Raw genomic sequence first — 13,939 nt, forward strand, 5'->3', positions numbered from 1 at the left:
TCTTCTGGCAGCAGAAGCCTCGCCCGCAAGAGCCTTGGGTCGACAATGAAGATATTCGGGTTTCAACTGATCTACGGTGACTTTCTCGCCCGCAGTGTGCGGGGCATCTCCTGTGCGCCACCCAGCGGTCTCAGCATTGCTTACAACTAACCTGTGTTAATTGATAAAAAATGATAAGGCGCCAACCATGGCAGATCTATACGAAAACCCGATGGGCCTGATGGGCTTCGAGTTCATTGAATTCGCATCGCCGACCCCGAACACCCTGGAGCCGATCTTCGAGATCATGGGCTTCACCAAGGTCGCATCGCACCGCTCGAAAAACGTGCACCTGTACCGCCAGGGCGCGATCAACCTGATCCTCAACAACGAACCCCACAGCGTTGCTTCGTATTTTGCCGCCGAGCACGGTCCGTCGGTGTGCGGCATGGCGTTTCGCGTCAAGGATTCACAGAAAGCCTACAAGCGTGCCCTGGAACTCGGTGCCCAGCCGATCCATATCGAAACCGGCCCGATGGAGCTGAACCTGCCGGCGATCAAAGGTATCGGCGGTGCACCGCTGTACCTGATCGACCGTTTCGGTGAAGGCAGCTCGATCTATGACATCGACTTCGTGTTCATCGAAGGCGTTGACCGCCATCCGGTGGGTGCAGGCCTGAAGATCATCGATCACCTGACCCACAACGTGTATCGAGGGCGCATGGCCTACTGGGCCAATTTCTACGAGAAGCTGTTCAACTTCCGCGAAATCCGTTATTTCGACATCAAGGGCGAGTACACCGGCCTGACCTCCAAGGCCATGACCGCGCCGGACGGCATGATCCGTATCCCGTTGAACGAGGAATCGTCCAAGGGCGCCGGGCAGATCGAAGAATTCCTGATGCAGTTCAACGGCGAAGGCATCCAGCACGTGGCCTTCCTCTCCGATGACCTGGTCAAGACCTGGGACCAGTTGAAGAAGATCGGCATGCGCTTCATGACCGCGCCGCCGGACACCTACTACGAAATGCTCGAAGGTCGCTTGCCGAACCACGGCGAACCGGTGGGCGAGTTGCAGGCACGCGGCATTCTGCTGGACGGTTCTTCCGAGTCGGGTGACAAGCGCCTGCTGCTGCAGATCTTCTCGGAAACCCTGATGGGGCCGGTGTTCTTCGAGTTCATCCAGCGCAAGGGGGATGACGGCTTCGGTGAGGGTAACTTCAAGGCGCTGTTCGAATCCATCGAGCGGGATCAGGTGCGTCGTGGCGTGTTGTCCGCGGACTGACTGATACCGTAAAAACTGTGGGAGCGACCGTCGCTCCCACAGTTGTTTTTGGGTATGCCTTAGGGGCGACGCTGCCGCACCAGATGCTTGAACCCTTCAAACACCAGCACCAGTACCGCCATCCAGATCGGGATGTAGGTCAGCCATTCTCCTGCCTTGATGCTTTCCCCCAGCAACAACGCCACGCCCAGCAACAACACCGGTTCGACATAGCTCAACAGGCCGAACAGGCTGAACGGTAGCAGGCGGCTGGCGATGATGTAGACCACCAGCGCCGATGCACTGATCAAACCGAGCAGGGGAATCAACCAGGCCAACGCCGGGTGCTGATCGAAGACGCCAAAGCCTTGTTCGCCACCGCGCACGAACCAGTACGCCACCGGCAGCATCAGGGTCATGTCCACCCAGAGTCCGCCGAGGTTATCGGTCTTCAACCATTTGCGTACCACGAAGTACAGCGGATAGCCGACGACCACCAGCAGGGTCGCCCAGGAAAAACCACCGACTTGATACAGCTCGTTGATCACGCCGAGGCTGGCGAAGAACACCGCGATTTTTTGCAGGTACGACAGGCGTTCGCCGTAAGCAATGCGCCCGGTCAGCACCATGGCCAATGGCAACAGGAAATAGCCCAGCGATACATCGAGGCTGTAGCCGTTGAGTGGCGCCCACATGAACAGCCAGAGTTGCACGCCCAGCAAAGCCGAGGAGACGAGCAAGATACCGATCAATCGGGGTTGGCTGCTGAACCGGCGTACCAGATCAACCACGCGCCGCCATTCGCCGGACACCACCATGAACAGAGTCATGCAGGGCACGGTCAGCAGCATGCGCCAACCAAAGATTTCCACACCGCTCAGGGGCTTGAGCAGCGAGGTGTAGTAATACATGACGGCAAACAGCACCGAGGCTGAAACCGATAGAGCAATGCCTTTAGACAAACTGTCCTCGCGAAGTTGAAGGTGAAACGGGGTGCGGAGGATACGTGGTTTTTGTGTTGAATATTGGCCGGTTGATCAGAATTTGCAACGTTTGCGGGTACCCGGAAACCCTGTGGGGGCGAGCTTGCTCACGATTGCGGACTGACATACAGAATCACTGTTGACTGTTCCGCCGTTTTCGCGAGCAAGCTCGCTCCCACGTTTAACGGTGTTGCTTCAGCGGCTCCAGGGTTTTCGACCCGACACGAAGTGGCTCACGTCATTGAACCCCGGTGTCGAGGCATGCCCCGGCGTCACCAGCGAATCGATAAATGCCTCATCTTCAGCGGTGATCTTCACCGCCTGCGCCTTAGTGTAGGCATCCCACTGTTCTTCGGTGCGCGGACCGACGATGGCCGAGGTCACGGCGGCGTTGTTCAGCACCCAGGCGATGGCGAACTCGACCATGCCTACGCCGCGCTCCTGGGTGTACGTGTGGATGGACTGGGCAATGCGTAACGACTCCACCCGCCATTCGGTTTCCAGGATGCGTTTGTCCGCGCGTCCGGCGCGACTGTTGGCGTCGGGTTTTACGTCCGGGGCGTACTTGCCGCTGAGTACGCCGCGCGCCAAGGGGCTGTAAGGGACCACACCGAGGCCGTAGTGGTGGGCAGCGGTGATCTGTTCGGTTTCTGCCTGACGATTGACGATGTTGTACAGCGGTTGGCTGATGACGGGGCGATCGACCCCAAGCGTATCGGCGACGCGAATCACCTCGGCAATGCGCCAGCCACGGTAGTTGGACAAGCCCCAATAACGGATTTTGCCCTGGCGAATCAGATCGCCGATGGCCGATACCGTGACTTCCAGCGGCGTGTTGTGGTCTTCGCGGTGCAGGTAATAGAGGTCGAGGTAATCGGTGCCCAGGCGTGTCAGGCTGGCATCGATGCCGTTGAAGATGTGTTTGCGGCTCAGTCCGCTGCGGTTGGGCACGCCGTCCGCCGGGCCGAAACCGACCTTGGTTGCCAGCACCCATTCGTGGCGGTTGCCGGCAATCGCTTCGCCGACGATTTCCTCGGATCGGCCCTGGGTATAAACGTCGGCCGTGTCGATGAAGTTGATGCCCTGATCCCAGGCCTTGTCGATGATCCGCAGGGAATCTTCGGTGCTGGTCTGTTCACCGAACATCATGGTGCCCAGGGTCAGGGTGGATACCTGCAGGCCCGAATGACCCAGAGTGCGGTAGCTCATGGTGAAGTCCTTTTGCCAGTGGGAAAGGCTTAATCAGATACCAGAACTATCGCCCTGAGCAAACGCAATTCTCAAACACCCCGGAGCAAATGTGGGAGCTGGCAGGCCAGCTCCCACAGGCGGCGTTTTCTGTTCAGGCGCGCAGGGTGCGGGTCATGCGCAACGCCAGCAGGCTGCCGCCGACAATCACTGCCGCCAGCAGATACAGCGCCGCATCGGTCGAACCGGTGCTGTCTTTGACCCAGCCCACCAGGTACGGGCTGAGGAAGCCGGCCATTTGCCCCATCGAGTTGATCAGCGCCAGGCCACCGGCGGCCGCGCCGGCACTGAGCATGGCGGTCGGCACTGGCCAGAACATCGGCAGGCCGGTGAGGGCGCCCATGGTCGCAATGGTCAGGCCGAGAATGGCGATGGCCGGATTGGCGGCGAAGTTCACCGCGATGATCAGGCCCAGTGCGCCCATCAGCATCGGCACCACCAGATGCCAGCGGCGCTCTTTGCGCAGGTCCGCCGAACGGCCGACGACCAGCATGAACACCGCGGCCAGCAGATACGGAATCGCGCTCAACCAGCCAATCACCAGGTTATCGCTAAAACCCAGGTTCTTGATGATCGACGGCAGCCAGAAGTTGATCGCATAGACGCCACTCTGGATGCAGAAGTAGATCAGGCCGAAAGCCCAGATCGCCGGGTTCTTGAACACCGCCAGCAGCGAGTCTGAGGTGGTTTTCGGTTTGTTCGCCAGGTCTTCGGCCTGATCCGCTTCGAGCACGGCACGCTCATGGGCAGTCAGCCACTTGGCGTTGGCGAAGCTGTCGCTGAGCAGGAAGTACGCCATCAAACCGAGCACCACGGTTGGAATGCCTTGCAGCAGGAACATCCACTGCCAGCCGGCGAGACCGCCCTGGCCTGCGGCGAAGTGGTTGAGAATCCAGCCGGAAAATGGGCTGCCGAGCAGGCCGGACACCGGGATGGCCGACATGAACAAGGCCATGATGCGACCGCGGCGGAAGGTCGGGAACCACTGCGAGAGGTACAGCACCACGCCCGGGAAGAACCCGGCTTCGGCCGCACCGGTGAACAGGCGCAGGGTGTAGAACTGGGTCGGCGTGGTGACGAACAACAGGCAGGTCGACAGCGTACCCCAGGTGATCATCATCACCGCAATCCAGCGCCGCGGACCGAATTTGGTCAGCGCCAGGTTGCTCGGCACGCCACACAACACGTAGCCGATAAAGAAGATACCGGCGCCGAGGCCGTAGACGGTTTCGCTGAACTTCAGCGCATCGAGCATCTGCAGTTTGGCAAATCCAACGTTTACCCGGTCGAGGTAGTTGAACAGGTAGCAGATGAAAATGAAGGGAATCAAACGCAGGGTAATGCGCTTGTAGACGGCGTTTTTATCGTCAGCGGTGGCCTCGGACGCTACGGCGCTCTGTGACATGGCGGCTCTCTCTTTATTATGATTTTTTGCGATGCAAGGGTAACGTTGATCGCCCTGAGAGTCTCGACCACCCCGAGGGTAGCTGTCTTTGTGCCTGCGCACAGGGTTTGCACGCAAGGCCTGTGCGGGTGAACAAGCCGTTTAACCACCGTTTTCAAGGAAATCGCCCATGTTCGAACTCGATCACGACCTGGCGCAGGATATCGTCGACCGGGCGATGGCCATTTTGCCCTACAACGTCAACGTCATGGACAACCAGGGCCTGATTCTCGGCAGCGGCGAGCCGGAGCGGGTCAACACCCGTCATGAAGGGGCGCAACTGGTGTTGGCCAACGGACGCGTGGTGGAGATCGATGCGCAGACGGCGATTCATCTCAAGGGTGTGCAACCGGGCATCAACCTGCCGTTGTTGCTCGACCAACGCCTGATTGGCGTATTGGGCATCACCGGCGAGCCTGAGCAATTGCGCACCTACGCGGAGCTTGTGCGCATGACCGCCGAGATGCTGGTGGGTCAACGCAACCAGCAGGCTGACCAGCAGTGGCGGCGTCAGCGATGCGATGACCTGTTGGCCTTGTTGCTCAGTGAAGCGGGGGATTCGCCGCGCCTGATCGATGAAGCCCAGCAACTGGGGCTCAAGCCGCACATGACGCGGGTGCCCTATCTGTTTGAATTGGGCAGGGAGCACGGGCCGGGGCAGACGGTCGAAGCGCTCAGCGCCTGGCTGGCTTCGCGTTACCCGGACAGTTGGTGCGTGAGTTCGGCCAAGTCTTCGCTGCTTTGGTGCCGGCCTGCCGGGCAATCCGTTGAAAACGAGCGCTTGCTGGAAAAGCTCGACAGTGCGGGCTGGAACATCCTGCGCGTGGCCGTAGGCGGGCAGGCCGATGGCCTCGCCGGGCTGCGCCGTTGCTATCGGCGGGTGGCTGATTTGCTGGCCTATGGCCGTGATGTATTGCCATGCTCGCGATTGCTGACCCTGAACCGCTATCGTTTGCCGGTCATGCTCTGGCGCCACCGCAACGACGACGCCCTCGATGAATTGCTCAGTCCCTTGCGCAAAGTCATCGCCAAGGACAGCAACGGTCAGTTGCTGGCGACCCTGCGCAGTTGGTGCGAACACGACGGGCAGAGCCAGGCCTGTGCCGATGTCCTGGGCATTCACCGCAACAGCCTGCGCTATCGCATGGAGCGCATTGCCGAACTCAGTGGAGTCGACCCGTTGCGGCTGGACGGCATGCTGGCGTTGTACCTCGGCGTGCAACTGCTACCGCAAACCGATCCGGCGCCATGACACAGGTTTTGTGTGTCAGACGTCGAAATTTGTGGGAATGAACAATAATCGACAATGGCGCTTGTGCAGCGGACAGGCGTCATTGTGTTGGCCTGCTGGCAGCATGGGCGCATTGGAACTGGAGAATTCCCATGAAAATCGTGATCGCCCCTGACTCGTTCAAAGACAGCCTCAGCGCCCAGGGCGTAGCCGATGCCATTGCCTCGGGTTGGGCGGATGTGTGGCCGGATGCGCAGTTGATCAAATGCCCGATGGCCGACGGCGGGGAAGGCACAGTGGAGTCGATTCTGGCCGCGTGCGAGGGCCAGTTGCGCCACACGCAAGTGCTCGGTCCGCTGGGGGCGACGGTCAACGCCGCCTGGGGCTGGTTGCCGCACAGTCACACCGCGATCATCGAAATGGCCGAGGCCAGCGGCTTGCAGTTGGTCCCGGTGGATCAGCGTGATGCCTGCATCAGCAGCACCTTCGGTACCGGTGAACTGATTCGCGCGGCACTCGATGCCGGGGCGCAACGGGTGATCCTGGCCATCGGCGGCAGTGCGACCAACGACGGCGGTGCAGGTGCCATGCAGGCCCTGGGCGTCAAGTTGTTCGATGCACAGGGTCAGCTCCTGTCCCCCGGCGGTCTAGCACTGGCGCAGTTGTTCCGCATCGATTTGAGCGAAATGGATCCGCGCCTGGCCGAAGTACGTTTCGACATCGCCGCCGACGTCAACAATCCCTTGTGCGGCCCTCACGGTGCTTCGGCGATTTTCGGTCCGCAAAAAGGCGCGACGCCTGAGCAGGTGCAGTTGCTGGATCACGCTCTCGGCCACTTTGCCGATCACTGCGCCAAAGCCTTGAACAGGGATGTGCGCGACGAGCCGGGCAGTGGTGCGGCAGGCGGTCTGGGATTTGCCGCCAAGGCCTTTCTCGGTGCGCAGTTCAAGGCCGGTGTCGAAGTCGTTGCCGAGTTGGTAGGGCTGGCCGATGCCGTGCAGAACGCCGATCTGGTGATCACCGGCGAAGGCCGTTTCGACGCACAAACCCTGCGCGGCAAAACGCCGTTCGGCGTGGCGCGGATTGCCAGCCAGAACGGTGTTCCGGTCATCGTCATTGCCGGCACTTTGGGTGAGGGTTATCAGGCGCTGTATGCACACGGTATCGACGCCGCGTTTGCCTTGACCAGCGGCCCCATGAGCCTGCAACAGGCTTGCGCCGAGGCACCGCGCTTGCTGAGTGAACGGGCCAGCGACATTGCCCGGGTCTGGCGGGTTGCCACGCGCCAATTCTGAAGACAGCTGCTCCCACCAAGGCTCAATTTTATTTTTCAATCCGCCTGCAACAATCCTCAAGCCCTGCCGATACAGAGATCAGGCGCACACTCCCGGAGAAAGAGTGGCGCCTGACTGACTGGCGTGCCTTTTCACTCGCCAGTCAACATGGCAAGGACGCTCGAAGCCTCAATCATCCGAGTAACGTCCTATGTCCTTGCGCAACCTGAACATCGCACCTCGAGCTTTCCTCGGTTTTGCCTTCATTGCCCTGCTGGTCATCGTGCTGGGCGTGTTTGCCGTCAACCGCATGGCGATCATTCGCCAGGCGTCCGTGGACATGGAAAGCAACCAACTGCCGAGCGTGACCCAACTGGCAGTCATCACCGAAAACGTCCTGCGCTTGCGCATCCTGTCGTTTCGGGTATTGATCAACCGTGAGCCGGCCAGTTTGCAGGAGGCAGACAGCCGCATTGCCGTATTGGTGGACAAGGTCAAACAGGCACAGTCCGCCTACGCCGTATTGCCGGCCGGTGCTGAAGAAGCCGCGCTGTTCAAGACCTTCAACGTCACTCTGGAAAACTACCTGCAAGCCCAGCGGCAGATGATGGAGTTGTCGCGGCAAAACAAAGTCGATGAAATGCGCGAGTTGATCAACGGCAAGATCAAGGACGGCACCGACCAGATGGGTGAGCAATTGAACAAACTGATCGCCATCAACAAGGCTGGCGCTACCGAGGCTGATGCCGAGGCCCGCAATCAGTATGACTTCGCCACCAACGGCATCATCGTCGTGTCGGTACTGGCCGCGCTGATGACCGTGGTGCTCGCCTGGTTGCTGACCCGCAGCATCGTCACCCCCCTCAATCGAGCAGTGCAGGCCGCGCAAACCATCGCCGGTGGCAACCTGAGCAAAGCCATCGAGATCGACGGCAAGGATGAGCCGGCGCGCTTGCTTGAGGCCTTGTCGGCCATGCAAGCCAATCTGCGCAAAACCATCGAGCAGATCGCCGGTTCCGCCACGCAACTGGGGGCCGCCGCCGAAGAACTCAGCGCAGTCACCGAAGAGGCGTCCCGTGGCTTGCAGCAGCAGAACAATGAAATCGAACAGGCTGCCACGGCGGTCAATGAGATGACCGCCGCAGTGGAAGAAGTGGCGCGCAACGCCGTGTCGACCTCCGAAGCCTCGAACCAGTCGACCCAGGCGGCTCGTGAAGGTCGCGACCGTGTGGTGGAAACCGTCGATGCGATCCAGACCATGACCCACGATGTGCAAAATACCGCGCTGATGATCGAAGGCTTGGCCACTCAGGGCCGTGACATTGGCAAGGTGCTGGACGTGATTCGTGCCATCGCCGAGCAGACCAATCTGCTGGCCCTCAACGCGGCTATTGAAGCTGCGCGCGCCGGTGAAGCCGGGCGTGGTTTTGCTGTGGTGGCCGATGAAGTGCGGGCGTTGGCCCATCGCACCGCGCAGTCGACCCAGGAAATCGAGAAGATGGTTGCCGGCATCCAGAACGGCACTGGCGAGGCGGTATCGTCGATGCAGCAAAGCAACCAGCGCACCCAGACCACGCTGGAAATGGCTCGCGCCGCCGGCATTGCGCTGGAGCAGATCACCCAGTCGATCCACCTGATCAACGAACGCAACCTGGTGATCGCCAGCGCCTCGGAAGAACAGGCACAGGTCTCGCGGGAAGTGGATCGCAACCTGGTCAACATCCGCGACCTGGCTACCCAGTCCGCGGCGGGTGCCAACCAGACCAGTGCGGCCACCCATGAGCTATCGCGGCTGGCGGTGGACCTGAATGCGATGGTGGCGCGGTTCGTGATCTGATCCGCACAGGAAGGCTGTTACTGGCGGCTTTGCAGATTTCAGATAGGGTTGAGGCAAGGACTTCGCGCGAAACAAGGAGACGCCATGCGCTACTCAACCCTGACCCAACGCATTGCCGGTGAAGGTGCGGCGGCCTGGCAAATCCACGACCGGGCGCTGGCCATGCGCGAGCAGGGCGCCGATGTCTTGTTGCTGTCGATCGGCGACCCGGATTTCGACACCCCGCTGCCCATCGTCCACGCCGCCATCGACAGTTTGCTCGCCGGCCACACCCATTACCCGGCGGTGCGTGGCAGCCAGGGATTGCGCGACAGCATCGCCAGGCACCATCACCGCCGCAGTGGCCAGGCGGTCGATGGCGAGCAAGTGATCGTGTTCCCAGGCGCACAATGTGCGGTGTATTCAGTCGTTCAATGCCTGCTTGACCCCGGTGATGAGGTGTTGGTGGCCGAACCCATGTACGTCACCTACGAAGGCGTGTTCGGTGCCTGCGGGGCCAAGGTCATTCCGGTGCCGGTGCGTTCGCAGAACGGCTTTCGTGTCGACCCGGCGGACGTCGCCGCACGCATCACGGCCAACACCCGCGCCTTGTTGCTCAACAGCCCGAACAACCCGTCCGGCGCCAGCCTGCCGTTGGCAATCTGGCGAGAGCTTGCGAGCCTGTGCATCCAACATGACCTGTGGTTGATCAGTGACGAGGTCTACAGCGAACTGCTATTTGAGGGCGAACACGTCAGCCCCGCGAGCTTGCCCGGCATGGCCGAACGCACCGCCACCATCAACAGCCTGTCCAAGTCCCACGCCATGAGCGGCTGGCGGGTAGGGTGGGTGATCGGGCCTGTGGCACTGTGTGAACACTTGGTGAATTTGTCGTTGTGCATGTTGTTCGGCATTCCGGATTTCATCCAGGACGCGGCGCAATTGGCCCTGGATCGAAACCTCCCGGAAGTGACGCTGATGCGCGAAGAATATCGCCGACGCCGCGACCTGGTGTGCACGAGCCTGGCGCATTGCCCCGGCCTGCATGTGGTGCGCCCTGACGGCGGCATGTTCGTGATGGTTGATGTTCGTGCCACGGGGTTGTCGGCCCAGCAGTTTGCCGAACGCCTGTTGGACCACCACGGTGTGTCGGTGCTCGCCGGTGAAGCCTTCGGGCCCAGTGTGGCGGGGCATATTCGCATCGGGTTGGTGGTGGACAGATCGCAACTGGCTGATGCCTGCCGACGAATTGCACAATGTGCAACTGAACTGCTGAAGGCCAAAAGTGCCTGACACGCCTGGCTGCACTTGAAGGCTGTTGAATGTCGAATTCGACCCCGTCTCATCTCGCCTCCACGCGAAGCAAAACCAGCCCCAACTGTCAACTTTGACAGTATCGCTTTTTTGGGGGCGAGCGTTTAATCCCTCCAAGGTCTGTTCGGCCTGCGACGCAAGTCAATTAATTCAGCTTGCCCGCAGCGCTCACGTTGTTGACCGTCGGGAGAGTCATAGCGCCGCCTATGGCTCGGATGGCTTTGTTGGAGACTCAGTACATGTCTATCAAACAGAACATAGAACAGCAGCAAGAGGCGAACAGTGCCTATCTGAAAATGCGCTCCGAATATCGTGCAAAGCTTGCCGACATGGAGTTGGAAATTAAAGACGAAGACTTTGCCGATATACCCAGCAAGCTGCTCCACGGGCCCAGGCTCGCGGCCAATGGAGGGCTGACGGTATATATCCCTCTATGGGATAACCTGCCACCGCCTACCGCCAAGGAGTCCATTAAGCTCGAGATCGACCCAGGCAGCGGTGATTTTCAAACGGTGGCTGTGAGAGAGTTCGTGATGCCGCCTGGTGGGTCAACTTTCCCGGAAACCTTCCCCTTTCCGATGTTGATCACGAACAACCTTCTTCCTGATGACGCGACGTGCCGATTACGTTACACGCACCGCACTTACCAGGGTGATGAGGACCTTTCGCAGGTCACCACGGTCATCTGTGACCGGCTCCCTCCTTACAAGCATGACCCACCCAAGGCACCGGTATTCACCGGTGATTTCCTTGATGATACGACGCTGCCGGCCGGTGGCAGCCTCAAAGTGACCATCCCCGGTTACCCGGACTGGCAAGCCACCGATCAAATCGCCCTGTACCTGGTGGATGAAGACAACATTCCGGATGACCCGACCGCTACCCCACCCATTTACACCGGACTCGCACCGGCACCGGGTATCACCGACAGCACTCTCGACATCGATGCCGACGCCATTCGCGCCCTTGGTGATACCAAGGCGCTTTTGACCTATGCGTTGCGCGATAGAGCGTTAAACCCCAGTCCACCGGCACTCTACAAAAAAGTGAGTCTGACGTTTGGACCGTTACCTGCCAATTTTATCAAGCCACGTGTACCGCAAGCCGTCCCGGGGCCGTTGAGGATGGCCCACGTTCGCGATGGCGTCAGTGTCTGGATCGACAAGTATGACAATTTCAAATTCAGGGACGAACTTCGATTGGAGTGGGGTGGACAAACCCTGGAAGACTTTCCCATTCCCAGCAACAACTTGCCAAATATCGAAGTGCCAGTGTTGCCTGCGCAATTGATGCTCGCCGACTATGGACGTACGACCACGGGGGATAAAGATACCCTTGTCCGCTATCACGTGATTCGCAAGGGGCGGGTGTCTGTCCTCCTGGAGCAACGTCATGCCTGTCCGCCATTCCTTTCGCGTTACACCCCTTGCCCGCGTGCTCAAACTTGCCACGCTTGGGCCGCTGCTGTTGATCAGTCCTGTGGGGGTCGCACAGATCGTGATCGAGAATGGCGGTAACCGAACTATCGATGCCTCAACGGCTGTCGACAGTTATGTGTTGCGTACGGGAGGCAACCTGACAGCCAACGGTGCCGTTACCCAGCAGATTACAGCGACCACCGGTTCGAAGGTGACGCTCAATGGCACCACGACGACAGCCGTGGGTATCAGCAATGGGGTCGACCTGTCGGCCAGTCAGGCGACGATTGCCAACGGTAGCAAAGTCTTCAGCGCACGCATCGGGGTGGCTCTGGTGCAATCGGCGGCTGGCGCCTCCACTGCAGTGATCAGTGCCAGCGAAGTCAATGGCGGTGAATTTGGCGCCTTCGTCAGCACGAATAGCCAGCTGACACTGCAATCAAAAGCCAGCGTCACAGGTAGCAATCCTGATGGCATTGGTATTCGCACCTTTGGTGGTCAAGTCACTGCCACCGATAGCAGCATCACCGGCGGACTCAACGGCATCAGTTTTTTTGCCGACCGTAATCTGTCTGCCAATAACCGGCTGATTCTCGATGGCAGCCGAGTTGAAGGGCTGAGCGGATCAGCGATCATAGTCGACGGCCAGACCCAGACGAACAACCAACAGGTGAATATTCAAGTCAACAATGGCTCCACGCTCAAGGGCGGTAACCCGCCAACGCCGTCAGCAGATTGTCCACTGTACTTAGCATAAATCTTCACTTGCGCCACTGACAGTTCTGTTAGTGGTGCTTTTACGCCGGTTCGTCTCAAATCGAAGTATTCAAATGCACATCGAAAAGGTGAGGAGCCAGGACATGGATCAGCACAACATCTTTCAGACGGACTCTCAGACCAGGGGCACGCCACCGGGACGCCCCGGGCCTGTGGTCGTCAACGTCAGTTTCGATACGGTTCGTCTTACCTGGGCGGGCTCTTCCGCGCCCTTCGAGATCCGCTATGGCCTGCAGGCCAATTACCCTGATGTCATCGGCAGCCAGACGACTCATCACTTAAATGACACCGTGAGATATCTAAGTCCCGATACTGAATACTTCTTCGAGATCCGCGGCTTCAACGAATATGGGTATTCGGAGCCGGCATTGAAAAACGCCACTATCGGCCCTGACCGTACACAACCACGCAACTTGAAAAATCCAGGTAGAACCTTTTGCGAGGCGTGGCTGAAATGGGAGAGACCGGAAGATAACGCCTATTTGATTGATTACGAAATAACCTGCCCGGGACGGGAGACGGTGTACACCTCTGCGCTTGAATACATTGCCAGCGGGCTGATACCGGACAAGGAGTACCTGTTCAGAATCCAGCCGCGCAGACCTGAGGGGGCCGCACCCGGCATTGCCCGCCCTGATCGCTGTCATGACCCGGGATCATGTGCCTCCGACTCGTCCAGCCGGGCTTGGAGTGACGCCCGTGGCGCAGGGTCGATCAACACTCAGTTGGCACGCATCCGAAGACAATGTGGGAGTGTCGGGTTATGAAGTCCGACACAATGACCGTGCCTGGGTGGCGGCGAGCGGTCTAAGTCACGTCTTCACAGGGTTGACGGAGGGTATCGTCAATAAATTTCAGGTTCGGGCCAGAGACCATGCCGGAAACACGTCAATCCCGGCCTCGCTGACGGTGTCCCTTGAGGATGTCACGCCCCCCGGAAAACCGGGTACCCCGGTGGTCAATAACCTGACCGGCACAAGCGTTACGCTGAGCTGGGCCGCCGCCACAGACAACGTTGCGGTGACGGGGTATCTCGTTTCTCTCGATCAGTCCTCGCCTGTTGCTGTCAGCGGCACCAGCCATGCATTCAGTAACTTGAAGGAGGCCACGACCTATCATGTAGAAGTGAAGGCCCGGGATGCCGCAGGCAATCTGTCCGACGGAGCAGCTGTTACTTTCAGCACCAAGGAT

General features: G+C 59.6%; 12 protein-coding genes. 9 read left to right on the forward strand and 3 right to left on the reverse strand.

The genetic code is table 11. The features are described 5' to 3' along the window. Positions 1-187: 187 nt before the first annotated feature. Positions 188-1,264: a 4-hydroxyphenylpyruvate dioxygenase gene (gene hppD / locus EIY72_RS16125; RefSeq protein WP_093220213.1), complete on the forward strand. Its 1,077-nt coding sequence runs from the start codon at positions 188-190 to the stop codon at positions 1,262-1,264. Positions 1,265-1,323: 59 nt separating this feature from the next. On the opposite strand, the gene rarD is transcribed toward hppD, so the two are convergent. The 3 genes from rarD to EIY72_RS16140 all read right to left on the reverse strand — a co-directional run bounded on the left by rarD (position 1,324) and on the right by EIY72_RS16140 (position 4,879). Next, positions 1,324-2,205, reverse strand: coding sequence for an EamA family transporter RarD (rarD, locus tag EIY72_RS16130; RefSeq protein ID WP_093220217.1), 882 nt, complete (start codon positions 2,203-2,205; stop codon positions 1,324-1,326). A 216-nt stretch (positions 2,206-2,421) separates the two neighbouring features. Next, the gene (locus tag EIY72_RS16135) at positions 2,422-3,435 is read right to left on the reverse strand and encodes an aldo/keto reductase (protein ID WP_093220222.1); all 1,014 of its coding nucleotides are present in this window, start codon (positions 3,433-3,435) and stop codon (positions 2,422-2,424) included. 133 nt (positions 3,436-3,568) lie between these two features. Then, the gene (locus EIY72_RS16140) at positions 3,569-4,879 is read right to left on the reverse strand and encodes an MFS transporter (protein WP_093220227.1); all 1,311 of its coding nucleotides are present in this window, start codon (positions 4,877-4,879) and stop codon (positions 3,569-3,571) included. A 169-nt stretch (positions 4,880-5,048) separates the two neighbouring features. On the opposite strand from EIY72_RS16140, the gene EIY72_RS16145 reads away from it, so the two are divergent. From EIY72_RS16145 to EIY72_RS16175, 8 genes are all read left to right on the forward strand, one after another. Beyond that, the gene (locus EIY72_RS16145) at positions 5,049-6,170 is read left to right on the forward strand and encodes a sugar diacid recognition domain-containing protein (RefSeq protein ID WP_093220232.1); all 1,122 of its coding nucleotides are present in this window, start codon (positions 5,049-5,051) and stop codon (positions 6,168-6,170) included. A gap of 131 nt (positions 6,171-6,301) precedes the next feature. Beyond that, positions 6,302-7,444 (forward strand): glycerate kinase, encoded by a 1,143-nt coding sequence (locus EIY72_RS16150; protein WP_093220237.1) that lies wholly within the window; start codon positions 6,302-6,304, stop codon positions 7,442-7,444. A 190-nt stretch (positions 7,445-7,634) separates the two neighbouring features. After that, a complete protein-coding gene (locus tag EIY72_RS16155) occupies positions 7,635-9,260 on the forward strand; it encodes a methyl-accepting chemotaxis protein (RefSeq protein WP_093220241.1) in 1,626 nt (541 codons plus the stop codon). A gap of 84 nt (positions 9,261-9,344) precedes the next feature. Beyond that, complete coding sequence (locus EIY72_RS16160) at positions 9,345-10,532, forward strand: pyridoxal phosphate-dependent aminotransferase (protein ID WP_093220244.1); 1,188 nt, start codon at positions 9,345-9,347, stop codon at positions 10,530-10,532. A 260-nt stretch (positions 10,533-10,792) separates the two neighbouring features. Beyond that, complete coding sequence (locus EIY72_RS16165) at positions 10,793-12,070, forward strand: hypothetical protein (protein WP_132680151.1); 1,278 nt, start codon at positions 10,793-10,795, stop codon at positions 12,068-12,070. Continuing rightward, positions 12,051-12,728, forward strand: a complete 678-nt coding sequence (locus EIY72_RS16170) for a hypothetical protein (protein ID WP_132680152.1) — start codon at positions 12,051-12,053, stop codon at positions 12,726-12,728. Before EIY72_RS16165 ends, EIY72_RS16170 begins: the two co-directional genes overlap by 20 nt. A gap of 103 nt (positions 12,729-12,831) precedes the next feature. Beyond that, complete coding sequence (locus EIY72_RS29960) at positions 12,832-13,515, forward strand: fibronectin type III domain-containing protein (protein ID WP_162276442.1); 684 nt, start codon at positions 12,832-12,834, stop codon at positions 13,513-13,515. Further along, the coding region (locus EIY72_RS16175) for a fibronectin type III domain-containing protein (RefSeq protein WP_165939603.1) at positions 13,502-13,939 on the forward strand (438 nt) is incomplete at its 3' end. The genes EIY72_RS29960 and EIY72_RS16175, both read left to right, overlap by 14 nt.

This window comes from Pseudomonas vancouverensis, from assembly GCF_004348895.1.
GTDB lineage: Bacteria > Pseudomonadota > Gammaproteobacteria > Pseudomonadales > Pseudomonadaceae > Aquipseudomonas > Aquipseudomonas vancouverensis.

Bases quoted from the DNA above. Each gene is read 5' to 3' on its own strand.
- EIY72_RS16165 (WP_132680151.1), top strand. From the start codon at position 10,793: ATGTCTATCAAACAGAACATAGAACAGCAGCAAGAGGCGAACAGTGCC.
- EIY72_RS16135 (WP_093220222.1), bottom strand. From the start codon at position 3,435: ATGAGCTACCGCACTCTGGGTCATTCGGGCCTGCAGGTATCCACCCTG.
- EIY72_RS16150 (WP_093220237.1), top strand. From the start codon at position 6,302: ATGAAAATCGTGATCGCCCCTGACTCGTTCAAAGACAGCCTCAGCGCC.
- EIY72_RS16155 (WP_093220241.1), top strand. From the start codon at position 7,635: ATGTCCTTGCGCAACCTGAACATCGCACCTCGAGCTTTCCTCGGTTTT.
- hppD (WP_093220213.1), top strand. From the start codon at position 188: ATGGCAGATCTATACGAAAACCCGATGGGCCTGATGGGCTTCGAGTTC.
- EIY72_RS16145 (WP_093220232.1), top strand. From the start codon at position 5,049: ATGTTCGAACTCGATCACGACCTGGCGCAGGATATCGTCGACCGGGCG.
- EIY72_RS29960 (WP_162276442.1), top strand. From the start codon at position 12,832: ATGGATCAGCACAACATCTTTCAGACGGACTCTCAGACCAGGGGCACG.
- EIY72_RS16160 (WP_093220244.1), top strand. From the start codon at position 9,345: ATGCGCTACTCAACCCTGACCCAACGCATTGCCGGTGAAGGTGCGGCG.
- EIY72_RS16140 (WP_093220227.1), bottom strand. From the start codon at position 4,879: ATGTCACAGAGCGCCGTAGCGTCCGAGGCCACCGCTGACGATAAAAAC.